The sequence below is a fragment of the Pseudomonas sp. TSRC2-2 genome, from assembly GCF_049897785.1.
Taxonomy (GTDB): Bacteria; Pseudomonadota; Gammaproteobacteria; order Pseudomonadales; family Pseudomonadaceae; genus Aquipseudomonas.
The window spans coordinates 207,692-221,890 of record NZ_JAFCWZ010000008.1 but is presented as its reverse complement, the minus strand read 5'-3'; the positions used below and the strand labels follow the sequence as shown (position 1 = coordinate 221,890).

11 protein-coding genes are annotated in these 14,199 nt (G+C 60.6%); 6 read left to right on the top strand and 5 right to left on the bottom strand.

Annotated elements, in window-relative coordinates; translation table 11 throughout:
- Nucleotides 1-183: 183 nt before the first annotated feature.
- Entirely contained in the window at nucleotides 184-4,032 is a 3,849-nt protein-coding gene (gene morA / locus ACP7D9_RS18050) for a cyclic di-GMP receptor MorA (RefSeq protein ID WP_426158920.1), read from the top strand.
- A gap of 207 nt (nucleotides 4,033-4,239) precedes the next feature.
- Nucleotides 4,240-5,493, top strand: coding sequence for a serine hydroxymethyltransferase (gene glyA / locus ACP7D9_RS18045; RefSeq protein WP_426158918.1), 1,254 nt, complete (start codon nucleotides 4,240-4,242; stop codon nucleotides 5,491-5,493).
- 8 nt (nucleotides 5,494-5,501) lie between these two features.
- Here glyA and ACP7D9_RS18040 read toward each other — a convergent pair whose 3' ends face one another.
- Entirely contained in the window at nucleotides 5,502-5,681 is a 180-nt protein-coding gene (locus ACP7D9_RS18040) for a hypothetical protein (RefSeq protein WP_426158916.1), read from the bottom strand.
- 149 nt (nucleotides 5,682-5,830) lie between these two features.
- Here ACP7D9_RS18040 and ACP7D9_RS18035 point away from each other — a divergent pair, with 149 nt between their 5' ends.
- From ACP7D9_RS18035 to ACP7D9_RS18025, 3 genes are read left to right on the top strand one after another with little or no spacing between them, the layout of a single operon-like run.
- Complete coding sequence (locus ACP7D9_RS18035) at nucleotides 5,831-7,144, top strand: C4-dicarboxylate transporter DctA (RefSeq protein ID WP_426158914.1); 1,314 nt, start codon at nucleotides 5,831-5,833, stop codon at nucleotides 7,142-7,144.
- Between the two features lie 49 nt (nucleotides 7,145-7,193).
- Nucleotides 7,194-7,898 carry a FadR/GntR family transcriptional regulator gene (locus ACP7D9_RS18030; RefSeq protein ID WP_426158912.1) on the top strand — a complete coding sequence of 235 codons (705 nt, stop codon included), beginning with the start codon at nucleotides 7,194-7,196 and terminating at the stop codon, nucleotides 7,896-7,898.
- Nucleotides 7,899-7,916: 18 nt separating this feature from the next.
- Nucleotides 7,917-8,621 (top strand): GntR family transcriptional regulator, encoded by a 705-nt coding sequence (locus ACP7D9_RS18025; protein WP_426158910.1) that lies wholly within the window; start codon nucleotides 7,917-7,919, stop codon nucleotides 8,619-8,621.
- Between the two features lie 116 nt (nucleotides 8,622-8,737).
- Here the strand turns inward: ACP7D9_RS18025 and yjiA are convergent, their stop codons facing one another.
- The 3 genes from yjiA to ACP7D9_RS18010 all read right to left on the bottom strand — a co-directional run bounded on the left by yjiA (nucleotide 8,738) and on the right by ACP7D9_RS18010 (nucleotide 12,150).
- Nucleotides 8,738-9,709, bottom strand: coding sequence for a GTPase (gene yjiA, locus ACP7D9_RS18020; protein WP_101158804.1), 972 nt, complete (start codon nucleotides 9,707-9,709; stop codon nucleotides 8,738-8,740).
- A gap of 161 nt (nucleotides 9,710-9,870) precedes the next feature.
- Nucleotides 9,871-10,068: a YbdD/YjiX family protein gene (locus ACP7D9_RS18015; RefSeq protein WP_003228401.1), complete on the bottom strand. Its 198-nt coding sequence runs from the start codon at nucleotides 10,066-10,068 to the stop codon at nucleotides 9,871-9,873.
- A gap of 15 nt (nucleotides 10,069-10,083) precedes the next feature.
- Nucleotides 10,084-12,150 (bottom strand): carbon starvation CstA family protein, encoded by a 2,067-nt coding sequence (locus tag ACP7D9_RS18010; RefSeq protein WP_041477781.1) that lies wholly within the window; start codon nucleotides 12,148-12,150, stop codon nucleotides 10,084-10,086.
- 159 nt (nucleotides 12,151-12,309) lie between these two features.
- Here ACP7D9_RS18010 and ACP7D9_RS18005 point away from each other — a divergent pair, with 159 nt between their 5' ends.
- On the top strand, nucleotides 12,310-12,678 hold the full coding sequence (locus tag ACP7D9_RS18005; protein ID WP_313005415.1) for a PilZ domain-containing protein: 369 nt from the start codon (nucleotides 12,310-12,312) through the stop codon (nucleotides 12,676-12,678).
- Between the two features lie 109 nt (nucleotides 12,679-12,787).
- Here the strand turns inward: ACP7D9_RS18005 and radA are convergent, their stop codons facing one another.
- The gene (radA, locus tag ACP7D9_RS18000; protein WP_426158906.1) at nucleotides 12,788-14,155 is read right to left on the bottom strand and encodes a DNA repair protein RadA; all 1,368 of its coding nucleotides are present in this window, start codon (nucleotides 14,153-14,155) and stop codon (nucleotides 12,788-12,790) included.
- Between the last annotated feature and the right edge of the window lie 44 nt (nucleotides 14,156-14,199).

The window sequence follows — 14,199 nt, the reverse complement described above, 5'->3', positions numbered from 1 at the left end:
CAAGCTCGGCCACGATGGCCGCAATCTGTCCCCGTCTGACTGGCAAAACCACCTTGATGACCCATGGCAGTCCCGCCGAGAGGGGCTGGCACTTCGCCACGAGTCAAGGCATGCTAGCCGCCCTTCGGGCGTCCGGCTTATAGTGCACGTCGCGCCAGTCCAGCCAAATCGCAGGATCACAGCTTGACCAATGTCACTCCGCCAGCCTCTGTGAGCAGCACCCCACCGGCGCCCGGCTCGCCCCTGCGCGGAACATTGAAGGGGGCGCTGGCCACCCTCGTGCTGTTATTGCTCGCATTGCTGTTCTGGCAACTGCTCGATCAATTGCGCGAAACCCAGAAAAATCAGCGTCAGTACACCATCGATTACACCGCCGACCTTGCCGCTCAGGTCAGCCTGAACATGGCGCTGAACGCGCAAATCGCCCTCAATCTGCTACCGATCGTCGAACAACCACAAACGGCCGACGAACAGCAGATGTTGCTACGCAAATTGCAACGCTCGCTGCCCGATCTGCGCAGCATGGCCCTGCTCTCGCCCTCTGGCCGCATTATCAGTGACAGCGCCACCGACAGTTCCGACGCCGATTACCTGACCGAACTGGTGCGCCGCAGTCGCGCCCAGGCGCATTACTTCAGCAACGCCGATGACGGCTCGGTGGTGCATCTGCTGTTGCATCAGGCCAGCGGCAGCAGTCGCGGTTACTGGGCCTTGCGCCTGACGCCGACCTTCTTCGACTCGCTGACCAAACAGGACGCCACCGCCCTGCGCCCGTTGTGGCTGGTGGAAAACCGCCTCAATCACCAGATCATCAGCCGCGAAACTGGGCTGCCCTCGACCAAGGCTGGCGGGCTGACCCCCGACGATGTCGCCAACACCGTGCTGACCGTGCCGCTGAGCAGCAGCGACTGGCAATTGCGTGGGCTGTTCGACCGCCAGCGCGTACTGGAAGAATTGCTCCCGGCGTTCATCGGCAAATGCCTGCTCGGCCTGGCGTTCTCGATGTTGCCGGTGATCGCGCTGCTGAACATGCGCCGCCGCCAGCGTCAGGTGTACGAAGGCCGGCGGCGTTATCAGGATATTTTCGAAGGCACCGGCGTGGCCCTGTGCGTGCTTGACCTGTCCGGTCTCAAGCAGATGTTCGACAAGGCGCAGATCCAGACCAGCGACCAGCTCAAGGCCTGGCTCGACCAACCGCAGCAGCGCCAGCAGTTGCTTGCGCAAATGCGCGTCACCGAAGTCAATCAGGTCGCCCTGCAACTGCTCGACGTGCATTCCTGCGACGAGGCCTGGCAATTGCTGATCGACGGCCGGCGCCACCTGCAGTGCGCAATCGGCCAGCCGATCCTCGACGCCGTCCTGCAGCAGCAGAAGCAGCTGGAACTGGAAATCAAACTGCCCAACAGCAACGGTCGCGACCAGCACCTGTGGATGGTCCTGCGCCTGCCGAGCGAGCAGGACGACTATAAAGCGGTGATCCTCAGCATCAACGACATCACCAGCCGCAAGCTGATCGAGCTGTCGTTGCTGGAGCGCGAAGGCTTCTGGTCGGACGTGGTGCGCACCGTGCCGGATCATCTGTATGTGCAGGACGTGATCAGCCAGCGGATGATTTTCAGCAACCACCACCTTGGCCAGACCCTCGGTTACAACCGCAGCGAACTGCATCAGATGGGCGAGTACTTCTGGGAAATCCTCCTGCACCCGGAAGACGCCGATGACTACCATCGCTCGCGGCAATTGCAGCGTCACGCCGGTTACAGCCAGTTGCTGCAATGCCAGTTGCGCTTCCGCCATCGCGACGGCAAGTGGCGGCGTTTCGACATCCGTGAACAGGCGCTGGCGCGGGACAAGCACGATCAGGTCACGCGAATCATCGGCGTGGCCAAGGACATCACCGAACAGATCGAGGCCAGCGAATCGCTGCGTGACAGCGAGCAGCGCTATCGCATGCTCGCCGAAAGCATCAGCGACGTGATTTTCTCCACCGACAGCAAGCTCTCGCTGAACTACGTCAGCCCGTCGGTGCAGGCCGTGCTCGGTTACAACGCCGAATGGATTTTTCAGAACGGCTGGCAATCGACCATCGCCAATCCAGGGCAACTGAACGGCATCTACGCGCTGATGGACCGCGTCAGCAAAGCGCTGGATAAACCCGAGCAACTGGCGTTGCTGCGCAGTCAGGTGCAAACCCAACTGTTCCTCTTCGACTGCCTGCGCGCCGATGGCCGCAAGATTCCGATTGAACTGCGCCTGGTGCTGGTGTGGGACGAACACGGCGCGTTCGAAGGTGTGCTCGGCGTCGGCCGCGACATCAGCCAGCAGCGCCGTGCGGAAAAAGATCTGCGCATGGCCGCGACGGTATTCGAACATTCCACCTCGGCGATCCTGATCACCGACCCGGCCGGCTATATCGTCCAGGCCAACGAAGCCTTCAGTCGGGTCAGCGGTTACACCGTTGGCGAAGTGCTCGACCAGTTGCCGAACATGCTCACCGTCGACGAGCAGCAGGACGCGCACCTGCGCTACGTGCTCAAGCAATTGCACGAGCACAGCACCTGGGAAGGCGAAGTGTGGATGAAGCGCCGTAACGGCGAGCATTACCCGGCGTGGGTCGGCATCACTGCCGTGCTCGACGACGAAGGCGATCTGGCCAGCTACGTGTGCTTCTTCAGCGACATCAGCGAGCGCAAGGCCAGCGAGCAGCGCATCCACCGCCTCGCCTATTACGACGCCCTCACCCATCTGCCGAACCGCACGCTGTTCCAGGACCGCCTGCACACCGCGCTGCAAGCGGCCGAGCGACAGAAGTCGTGGGTGGTGCTGATGTTCCTCGATCTGGACCGCTTCAAACCAATCAACGACTCGCTCGGCCACGCCGCCGGCGACCGCATGCTCAAGGACATGGCCACGCGCCTGCTGGCCTGCGTCGGCGAAGACGACACCGTGGCGCGCATGGGTGGCGACGAATTTACCTTGCTGTTGCAGCATCGCTCCAGCCGCGAACTGGCGCTTAACCGGGCGATTCACGTTGCCGAGCAGATCCTCGCCAGCCTGGTGCGACCCTTCGTGCTCGAAGGCCGCGAGTTCTTTGTCACCGCGAGTATCGGCATCGCCCTCAGTCCGCAGGACGGCAACGAACTCAGCCAATTGATGAAGAACGCCGACACGGCGATGTACCACGCCAAGGAACGCGGAAAAAACAACTTCCAGTTCTATCAGGCCGACATGAACGCCAGTGCGCTGGAACGCCTGGAGCTGGAAAGCGACTTGCGTCACGCCCTGGAGCAGAACGAATTCGTCCTGTATTACCAGCCGCAGTTCAGTGGCGACGGCAAACGCCTGACCGGCGCCGAAGCGTTGCTGCGCTGGCGGCATCCGCGGCGTGGGCTGGTGCCGCCGGGAGATTTCATTCCGGTACTGGAAGAGCTTGGGCTGGTGGTGGACGTGGGTGATTGGGTGATCGGCGAGGCCTGCCGGCAGCTGAAAACCTGGCACCAGCAACGCGTGCGCGTACCGAAGGTCTCGGTGAACATTTCCGCACGGCAGTTCTCCGACGGCCAATTGGGCACGCGGATCGCTACGATCCTGCGCGAAACCGGTCTGCCGCCGGCATGCCTGGAACTGGAGCTGACCGAAAGTATCCTGATGCGTGAGGTCAGCGAGGCAATGCAGATTCTGGCCGGGCTGAAGAACCTCGGCCTGAGCATTGCGGTCGACGACTTCGGCACCGGTTATTCATCGCTGAACTACCTCAAGCAATTCCCGATCGACGTGCTGAAGATCGACCGCACCTTCGTCGACGGCCTGCCCTCCGGCGAGCAGGACGCACAGATCGCCCGCGCGATCATTGCCATGGCCCACAGCCTGAATCTGGCGGTGATCGCCGAAGGCGTGGAAACCCACGAGCAGCTGGATTTCCTGCGTGAGCATGGCTGCGATGAGGTGCAGGGTTATCTGTTTGGTCGACCCATGCCGGCGGGACGGTTCGAGGCGCAGTTCAGCAATGATGCGCTGTTCATGTTCGACTGAAGATTGCGGCGTGCGCGAAAAGATCGCAGCCTTCGGCAGCTCCTACAGGATTGATGCCAGTCACAAGAGCCGGGTTGAGTCGGCACAAACGCCACCTGTCTGTGCATGAACGCCACTTGTCTGCGACATGATGTCGTTTCATATGTCATCCAAAAGCGGTTGGGTTAGAATGCCCCCCTTTTCTGCCCCCGATCCTTGAGGACCGCCATGTTCAGCCGTGATTTGACTATTGCCAAGTACGACGCCGACCTTTTTGCCGCCATGGAGCAAGAAGCTCAGCGTCAGGAAGAACACATTGAGCTGATCGCTTCGGAAAACTACACCAGCCCAGCGGTGATGGAAGCTCAAGGCTCGGTCCTGACCAACAAGTACGCCGAAGGTTATCCGGGCAAGCGCTACTACGGTGGTTGCGAATACGTTGACGTGGTCGAGCAACTGGCCATCGACCGTGCCAAGGAACTGTTCGGCGCCGATTACGCCAACGTTCAACCGCACGCAGGTTCCCAAGCCAACGCCGCTGTGTACCTGGCTCTGCTGTCGGCTGGCGACACCATTCTGGGCATGAGCCTGGCCCACGGTGGTCACCTGACCCACGGCGCCAGTGTTTCCTCCTCGGGCAAGCTGTACAACGCCATCCAGTACGGCATCGACGCCAACGGCCTGATCGACTACGACGAAGTCGAGCGCCTGGCAGTCGAGCACAAGCCGAAAATGATCGTTGCCGGTTTCTCGGCCTACTCGCAGATCCTCGACTTCCCGCGCTTCCGCGAAATCGCTGACAAGGTCGGCGCCTACCTGTTCGTCGACATGGCTCACGTGGCGGGTCTGGTCGCCGCTGGCGTCTACCCGAACCCGGTGCCGTTCGCTGACGTCGTCACCACCACCACGCACAAGACTCTGCGCGGTCCACGTGGCGGTCTGATCCTGGCGCGCGCCAACGCCGACATCGAGAAGAAGCTTAACTCCGCCGTATTCCCGGGCGCACAGGGTGGCCCGCTGGAGCACGTGATCGCGGCCAAGGCGATCTGCTTCAAGGAAGCGCTGCAGCCTGAGTTCAAGGCCTACCAGCAACAAGTGGTGAAAAACGCCCAGGCCATGGCCAGCGTGTTCATCGAGCGCGGTTTCGACGTGGTCTCGGGCGGTACTGAAAACCACCTGTTCCTGCTGTCGCTGATCAAGCAGGAAATCTCCGGTAAAGACGCTGACGCCGCGCTGGGCAAAGCGTTCATCACCGTGAACAAGAACTCGGTGCCTAACGATCCACGCTCGCCGTTCGTCACCTCTGGCCTGCGTTTCGGTACCCCGGCTGTGACCACTCGCGGCTTCAAGGAAGCTGAGTGCAAAGAGCTGGCCGGCTGGATCTGCGACATCCTGGCAGACCTGAACAACGAAGCGGTGATCGACGCCGTTCGTGAGAAAGTCAAAGCCATCTGCAAGAAACTGCCGGTATACGGCGCTTAAGTGCGACGTTAAATCTGCAGCAGGAAAAACCGGCCAAGTGATTGGCCGGTTTTTTTTCGCCCGCGATTTCCCCCTGTAGGAGCTGCCGCAGGCTGCGATCCTCTGATCTGGATCTTAAAAAACAAGATCAAAAGATCGCAGCCTTCGGCAGCTCCTACGCGGCTTTGGCCGCTGGTCAGACCGGTCATGCCAATTTCATGTTTCCCCCTTGTAATCAGGAAAAACCCAAGCCTAGACTGCGCCTGCACTGGACATACCGGTAAGACCACAATAATTAAGTCCTGAATCCGATGCGCCAAGCGTGCGGCAGCCAGGACACCGACCCAGGATTCCTCCCATGCTCAGATGGTGCTCGCGTTCAATCTTCCTCCAAGTGGTTCTCGGACTGATGCTCGGCATCGTCTGTGGGCTGACCCTCCCTGAATACTCGGCCCAGCTCAAACCGCTCGGCGACGGTTTCATAAAGCTGATCAAGATGCTTATCGGCCTGATCGTGTTCTGCGTGGTGGTCAGCGGCATCAGCGGCGCGGGCGACCTGAAGAAGGTCGGGCGCATCGGCCTCAAGTCGGTGATCTACTTTGAAGTGCTGACCACCATCGCCCTGGTGATCGGTCTGGTGTTCGCCTTCAGTACCGGCATCGGCAGCGGCGCGAATATCCATCTGGAACAGCTTTCCAGCGCCGACATGGGCGACCTCGCCGAACGCAGCCAACACATGCACACCACCACGCAGTTCCTGATGGACCTGATTCCGACCTCGGTGATCGGTGCCTTCGCTGACAACAATATTCTGCAAGTGCTGCTGTTCTCGGTATTGTTTGGCAGCGCGCTGAATCTGGTCGGCGAAGCGGCGTCCGGTATCTCGCGGCTGATCAACGAACTGAGCCACGTGATCTTCCGAATCATGGGCATGATCGTGCGTCTGGCGCCGATCGGCGTGTTCGGCGCGATCGCCTTCACTACCAGCAAATATGGCCTGGATTCGCTGCAGCATCTGGGCAGTCTGGTCGGTCTGTTCTATCTGACGTGCGTCGCGTTTGTCGCACTGATTCTCGGTCTGGTGATGCGTGCTTCCGGCCTGCGCATGTGGCCGCTGCTCAAGTACCTGCGTGAAGAACTGCTGATCGTCATGGGTACCGCTTCTTCCGACGCCGTACTGCCGCAGATCATGCGCAAGCTCGAACACCTCGGCATCGGCAGCTCCACTGTCGGTCTGGTGATCCCGACCGGGTATTCGTTCAACCTTGACGGTTTCTCGATCTATCTGACTCTGGCCATCGTGTTTATCGCCAACGCCACCGGCACACCACTGGCGATGACCGACTTGCTGACCATCCTGCTGGTGTCGCTGATCACCTCCAAAGGTGCCCACGGCATTCCCGGCTCGGCGCTGGTGATTCTCGCCGCAACACTGACGGCGATCCCAGCGATTCCCGTAGTCGGTCTGGTGCTGGTGTTGGCCGTGGACTGGTTCATGGGCATCGGCCGGGCGCTGACCAATCTGATCGGCAACTGCGTCGCCACTGTGGCCATCGCCCGCTGGGAAAAGGACATTGACGTGCAGCGCGCGAACAAGGTGCTCAACGGCGAACAGGGCTATAACTTTCAACCGCGAAAAACTGTCGCCCAGGCGGCGGCCAAAGAATTTTGAATGAGTGCCGTGCCTGCTGCCTGGCAGGCACGGCGCAGGGAGCCAATACGTGATAACAACTTCAACCGTCGTCAACTCAGTGGTGGAAAAGCTCCGCGCCGCGTTGGCCCGAGGGCAGTGGCGCTCCGGCGACATGCTGCCGGGCCAGCGCGAACTGGCCGAGCAATTGGGCATCAGCCGACCAAGCCTGCGCGAAGCGGTGACCGTGCTGGAAACCCTCGGCCTGGTGCGCTCGATGCCGGGCAAAGGCGTAGTCGTGCTCGACGCACAACTGAGCGACAGCCAGAGCCACGACAGCGCGGTAGCCGGCGCCAGTCTCGAAGATGTGCTGCAGCTGCGCTACACCCTCGAGCCGTTCATTGTCGGACTGGTCGCGCAATCGATCAGCAGCAAGGAAGTCGGCCAGTTGCGCCTGACCCTGATGGACATGCGCGAAGCCCTCGAGGCCGGTGACAGCGAAGCCGGAGTCAGTGCCTACATTGCCTTCCACGAAGAGCTGTTCACCCTGACTTCGAACCCGATTTTCCAGAGCGTGGTTCAGCAGACCAGCAATGCCCTCAAGCAAAGTGCCGAAGTGTTGCGCAACTCTCCCGAGCATCTGGCCGAACGCCTGGAAGAAAACGAAGCGGTGGTCCGCGCGATCCGCAGCAAGAACAGCGCCCAGGCCAGCGCCGAAATGCGCCGGCACATTCTGCGCGAAGGCCAGCGCATGGGCATCGAGCTGAATATCCCGGATGACAACCTGTCCACCTGATCTGCCAGGAGAACGGCCATGAACACTTTTGCTTGCGCATCGCATGCACATTCGACCGCCCTGCCCTTCCTTCACCAGCGGGCGCCGGTGGAGGATCTGTACCCGCGAGTGTTCGACGCAATACTCGAACAGCGTATCGATGAAGCCAGCCGGTTCACCGAGGACAGTCTGAAGGCGATGTTCAGCGCCAGCCGCGCCGATGTGCGGCGGGTGCTGACCCAGTTGTCCCATGAACAGATCGTGGTATTGCGCGCCAATCATCGACCGCGCGTGGCGGCGCCAGATCGTGAACTGATCAGGCAGACCTTGCATGCGCGTCGGCTAGCCGAAAGCACATTGGTGCGACTGGCGTGTCAGCGTCCGCAGATAGAACAATTGACACGCTTGCGCACCTTGATTGAACGCGAGAAGCGCGCCGTAGAGCAGGATCGGCGCGCAACGGCGATTCGTTTGTCCGGGGAGTTTCATTTGCTGATGGCGCGGATGGCGGGGAATGTGCCGCTGGCGCATTTTCTCGGGAGTCTGGTGCCGTTGACATCGTTGGCGATTGCGCGAAGCACGTCGCAGACGCACAGCTGTTGCGCATGGCAGGAACATTCGGCGCTGGTAGAGGCCTTGGAGCGACGAGATGCTTCAAAGGCCGGGATGCTGATGAGTCAGCATCTGGATCATCTTGAGCAAACGCTGCTGGGTTCAGACCTTGAGTCTTATGCTGTCGGTTAGATTGCCTTCGCGAGCAAGCCCGCTCCCACAGGAGACCGTATTCCTTCCAGAGAAATGCAGTCAACTGTGGGAGCGGGCTTGCTCGCGAAGAGGCCATCAATGACAACAAAGCCCCATCAGAGCGCCACCACTGTGGCAAACCCCGCCCGAATCTTCTCTTCCGGCAAGTCATCGGCGATGAACACGATCACGCTTTCCCGCGCCTCGCCCTCGGCCCACTCGGTGTCCCAGTCAAAACCATAAAGCTTCAACACGCCCTGAAACACCAACCGCCGATCCTCTCCAGCAATATTCAGCACGCCTTTGTAACGCAGCAATTGCTTGCCGTGTTCTTCCAGCAGTTCGTTCATGAACTCGCTGAGCTGATCGATATCCAGCGCCTGATCGGTGCGCAGAACAAGGCTGGAGATGCGATCAATCGACGGCGCCTTGCTCACCGGCCGCAGGCTCAATCCGCCGCCCAGATCGGCATTGAGATTGAAGCCGCGCACATCCAGCAGTTCGCCCAGATCGATGTTGCCATGCTCGACCACGCGGATCGGCGCGCGGCGGTTGATTCGTGTCAGTCGCTCGCTGAGCGCGGTGAAGGTTGCCCCGTCAACCAGATCGGTCTTGCTCACCAGCAGGCGATCGGCGAAACCGATCTGGGCCTGAGCGATGGTCTGGGTCAGGTGCACATCGGCGTGAGCGGCATCGACCAGGGTGATGATGCCGTCGAGCAGGTAACGCTCGCGCAGTTCTTCGTCGATAAAAAAGGTCTGCGCCACCGGCGCCGGATCGGCAAGCCCTGTGCACTCGATAACCAGACGATCAAACGCGATCTCGCCGCTGTCCAGGCGTTCGAGCAGCAGGTACAGGGCCTTGGTCAGGTCGGTGTGAATCGTGCAGCAGACGCAGCCGTTGGCCAGGGTCATGACTTGCACCGGCTCGTCACCCAACAGTTGGGTGTCGATGCCGGCGTCGCTGAATTCGTTTTCGATCACGGCGATCTTCAGGCCGTGCTCGGCTTTCAATAAGTGGCGCAGCAAAGTGGTTTTGCCAGCGCCGAGGAAACCGCTGAGTACCGTTACCGGAATGGGAGAGGACAAACGCTTTCTCCTTCAAAAATAAATAAACAAGACAAAAACAAATGTGGGAGCGAGCTTGCTCGCGAAGGGGTCGTGTCAGCCGACATCATTGCCCGATGACACACCGCTTTCGCGAGCAAGCCCGCTCCCACAGGGGATTACCTCAACCGCAGGCTGTCAGCTCAACAGCACTTCGGCCCACCCTTGCCACCGTAACGGGCCTCCTGACGTTCGCGAAAGAACATCTCGTAGCTCATCACCGGTTTGTCCGGGTGTTTGGTTTGCATATGCTCGACGTAGGTGTCGTAGTCGGGCATGCCGACCATCAGGCGCGCGGCCTGACCGAGGTATTTACCGAGGCGACTCAGGTCATTGAACATGCTGCAATCCTCTGGTTACGCATCCGGCAGGGCCTGGAACGGCGATTCTTTGTCCGTACGCTCTTTTTTGCCCCAGGCGGCGATGCCGACCTTGAGCGCATAGAACAGGATGCTGAACACCACGAACAGGAACAGCGCGGTGAGTGTGGCGTTGGTGTAGGCGTTGAAGATCACGTGCTGCATCTGCTCGACGCTTTTCGCCGGTGCCAGCACCTGACCATTGGCCAGCGCATCGCTGTACTTCTTGGCCAGGGACAGGAAGCCGATCGCCGGGTTGGCGTCGAACAGCTTGATGAAGCCAGCCGTGGTGGTGCAGATCAACAGCCATGTAGCCGGCAACAGGGTGACCCAGATGTAGCGCTGGCGCTTCATCTTGATCAGAACCACGGTGCCGAGCATCAGCGCGATACCGGCGAGCATCTGGTTGGAGATGCCGAACAATGGCCACAGGGTGTTGATGCCGCCCAGTGGATCGATCACGCCCTGGTACAGCAACCAGCCCCACATCGCCACACACCCGGCGGTGGCAATCAGGTTGGCAGTCCACGATTCGGTACGCTTCAGCGCCGGAACGAAGGAACCGAGCAGGTCCTGCAGCATGAAACGCCCGGCACGGGTACCGGCGTCGACAGCCGTCAGAATGAACAGCGCTTCGAACAGGATCGCGAAGTGGTACCAGAACGCCATGGTGTTTTCACCCGGCAGGACACTGTGCAGGATCTGCGCAATACCCACCGCCAGGGTCGGCGCACCACCGGCGCGAGCCAGGATTGTGGTTTCGCCGATGTCATGGGCAACCGCTTGCAGCGCCTCCGGCGTGATTGCGAAGCCCCAACTGGTGACCATTTGCGCTACTGACGCGGCATCACTGCCCACCACGGCGGCCGGGCTGTTCATGGCGAAGTACACGCCCGGCTCGATCACCGAAGCGGCAACCATGGCCATGATCGCCACGAACGATTCCATCAGCATGCCGCCGTAACCGATGTAACGGGCGTTGGTTTCGTTATCCAAAAGCTTCGGCGTGGTGCCCGAAGAAATCAGTGCGTGGAAACCCGATACCGCGCCGCAGGCAATGGTGATGAACAGGAACGGGAACAGACCGCCCTTCCACACCGGCCCGGTGCCGTCGACGAACTGGGTCAGCGCCGGCATTTTCAGCTCGGGCATGGTCACCAGAATGCCGATCGCCAGCGCGACGATGGTGCCGATCTTGAGGAAGGTCGACAGGTAGTCACGCGGCGCCAGAATCAGCCAGACCGGCAGCGATGCAGCCACAAAACCGTAACCGACCAGCATCCAGGTAATCTGCACACCGGTGAAGGTGAAGGCTTTGGCCCATACCGGATCGGCAGCAATCTGCCCGCCCAGCCAGATCGAACCGAGCAGCAGCAACACACCGACCACGGAGATCTCGCCGATGCGGCCCGGGCGGATGTAGCGCATGTAGATGCCCATGAACATCGCGATCGGGATGGTCGCCATCACGGTGAAGATGCCCCACGGGCTCTCGGCCAAGGCCTTGACCACGATCAGCGCCAGCACCGCGAGGATGATGATCATGATCAGGAAGCAGCCGAACAGTGCGATGGTCCCGGGAATCCGGCCCATCTCTTCACGCACCATATCGCCCAGGGAACGGCCGTTGCGTCGGGTCGACATGAACAGGACCATGAAGTCCTGCACCGCGCCCGCCAGCACCACACCGGCAATCAGCCAGAGTGTGCCGGGCAGATACCCCATCTGCGCCGCCAGCACCGGACCGACCAGCGGCCCCGCGCCAGCGATGGCCGCGAAGTGGTGACCGAAAAGAATGTGTTTGTTGGTCGGCACATAGTCCAGACCATCGTTGTTGAGCACGGCGGGGGTGGCCCGACGCGGATCCAGTTGCATCACATTGTTGGCGATGAACAGACTGTAGTAACGGTACGCAACCAGATAAATGGCCACGGCAGCGACCACAATCCACAAGGCGTTGATCGCCTCGCCGCGGCGCAATGCCACTACGCCCAGGGCGCACGCTCCTACGATTGCCAGCACGAGCCAGGGTAAGTGGCGCAGCAGGCTATTATTATTTTTCATTTTATTATTCCAGCCAGGGTGGACAAGAAAGACAGCCACCCCGAGTTTAGCGCTTACGGCGCCAAAGGCCATACCCCGACATAGGTCTAGACGCTTGAGCGATTGGCTGGCGTCCGCATTCGCGGTCTATAGTCAGCGAACCTTCATGAGGATTGCGCCATGAGTGAGCACCCTGCCAATCGACGTCGTTTCAAACGTATTGCGTTCGATGCCCGAACCGAGCTGAAACAGGGCGAGTACATCTGGCCGGTCAAACTGATCGACCTGTCGCTCAAGGGCTTGCTGATCGAGCGACCGGAGCCGTGGCTGGGGGATAAAGAGCAGGACTTCTTCGTCGACATTCATCTGAGCGAAGACGTCGACATCCAGATGGATGTGCATCTGGCGCATGAGGAGAACGGGCACTTGGGGTTCATCTGTCGCCACATCAGCCTGGAATCGATCCAGCGCCTGCGGCGGTTGATCGAGCTGAATCTGGCGGATGAAGCCGAGCTGGAACGCGAACTGGGTGCACTGATCGAGATCTGACCTGGCCCCCTGTAGGAGCTGCCGAAGGCTGCGATCTTTTGATCCTGGTCTTTTAAAAGCAAGATCAAAAGATCGCAGCCTTCGGCAGCTCTACACAGGGGGATTGTGGTTATTCGAAAAGTGCGTCGAGCGCTTGTTCGAGGCGGGTCACGGCAATGATCTGCAGCCCCGCCGGCGACTCTTTCGGTGCGTTGCCCTTGGGCACGATTGCGCGTTTGAAGCCGTGCTTGGCCGCTTCCTTCAAGCGCTCCTGGCCGCTCGGCACCGGGCGTACTTCGCCGGAAAGGCCAACTTCGCCGAACACCAGCAGATCATGCGGCAACGGCCGGTTGCGCAAGCTCGACATGACTGCCGCCATCAGCGACAGATCCGACGCCGTCTCCAGCACCTTCACGCCACCCACCACGTTGAGGAAAACGTCCTGATCGTGGGTCGGAATCCCGCCATGGCGATGCAGCACTGCAAGCAGCATCGCCAGACGGTTCTGATCCAGGCCCAGCGTCACTCGGCGCGGATTGGCCAGATGACTGTCATCGACCAGCGCCTGCACTTCGACCAGCATCGGTCGAGTGCCTTCCCACGTTGCCATGACCACACTGCCCGGGACTTCTTCCTGAGCGCGCGTGAGGAAAATCGCCGATGGATTGGAGACCTCTTTCAGCCCCTTGTCGGTCATGCCGAACACGCCCAACTCGTTGACCGCGCCGAAACGGTTTTTCACCGCACGCAGCAGACGCAGACGACCATCGGATTCACCTTCGAAATACAGCACGGTGTCGACCATGTGTTCCAGGACACGAGGACCGGCCAAAGCGCCCTCTTTGGTGACGTGGCCGACGAGGAAGATCGCTGTCCCGCTCTGCTTGGCGTACCGCACCAGCAGCGCCGCGCTTTCACGCACCTGGGACACGCCGCCCGGCGCCGATTGCAATTGTTCGGTGAAAATGGTCTGGATCGAGTCGATCACCATCACCTTGGGCTTTTCCTGGCGGGCGGTGGCGATGATGGTTTCGATGCAGGTTTCGGTCATCACCCGCAGTTGATCCTGCGGCAGGCCGAGACGGCGTGCACGCATCGCCACTTGCTGCTGGGATTCCTCACCGGTGACGTAAAGCGCCGGCATGCTCTTGGCCAGATTGCACAGGGTCTGCAGCAAAATGGTCGACTTGCCGATACCCGGATCACCGCCGATCAGCACCACCGAACCGTCCACCAGACCGCCGCCGAGCACGCGATCGAGTTCACCGGAAGCGGTGGAAAAACGTGGAATTTCTTCGATGCTGACTTCGGCCAGGGTCTTGATCTGTTGCTGTTGCCCCGCCCAGCCGGTGCGCCCGGTGGGTGCCGTGGCACCGCCGCTTTCGATCATGGTTTCGGTCAGGGTGTTCCAGGCACCGCATTCACCGCACTGCCCGGCCCACTTGGGAAAGGTTGCGCCGCACTCGGTGCAGCCGTACATGCGCTTGGCCTTGGCCATCAGAACCCCCGGAACAAAAGACGCGATGATAACGCAGCCATCGC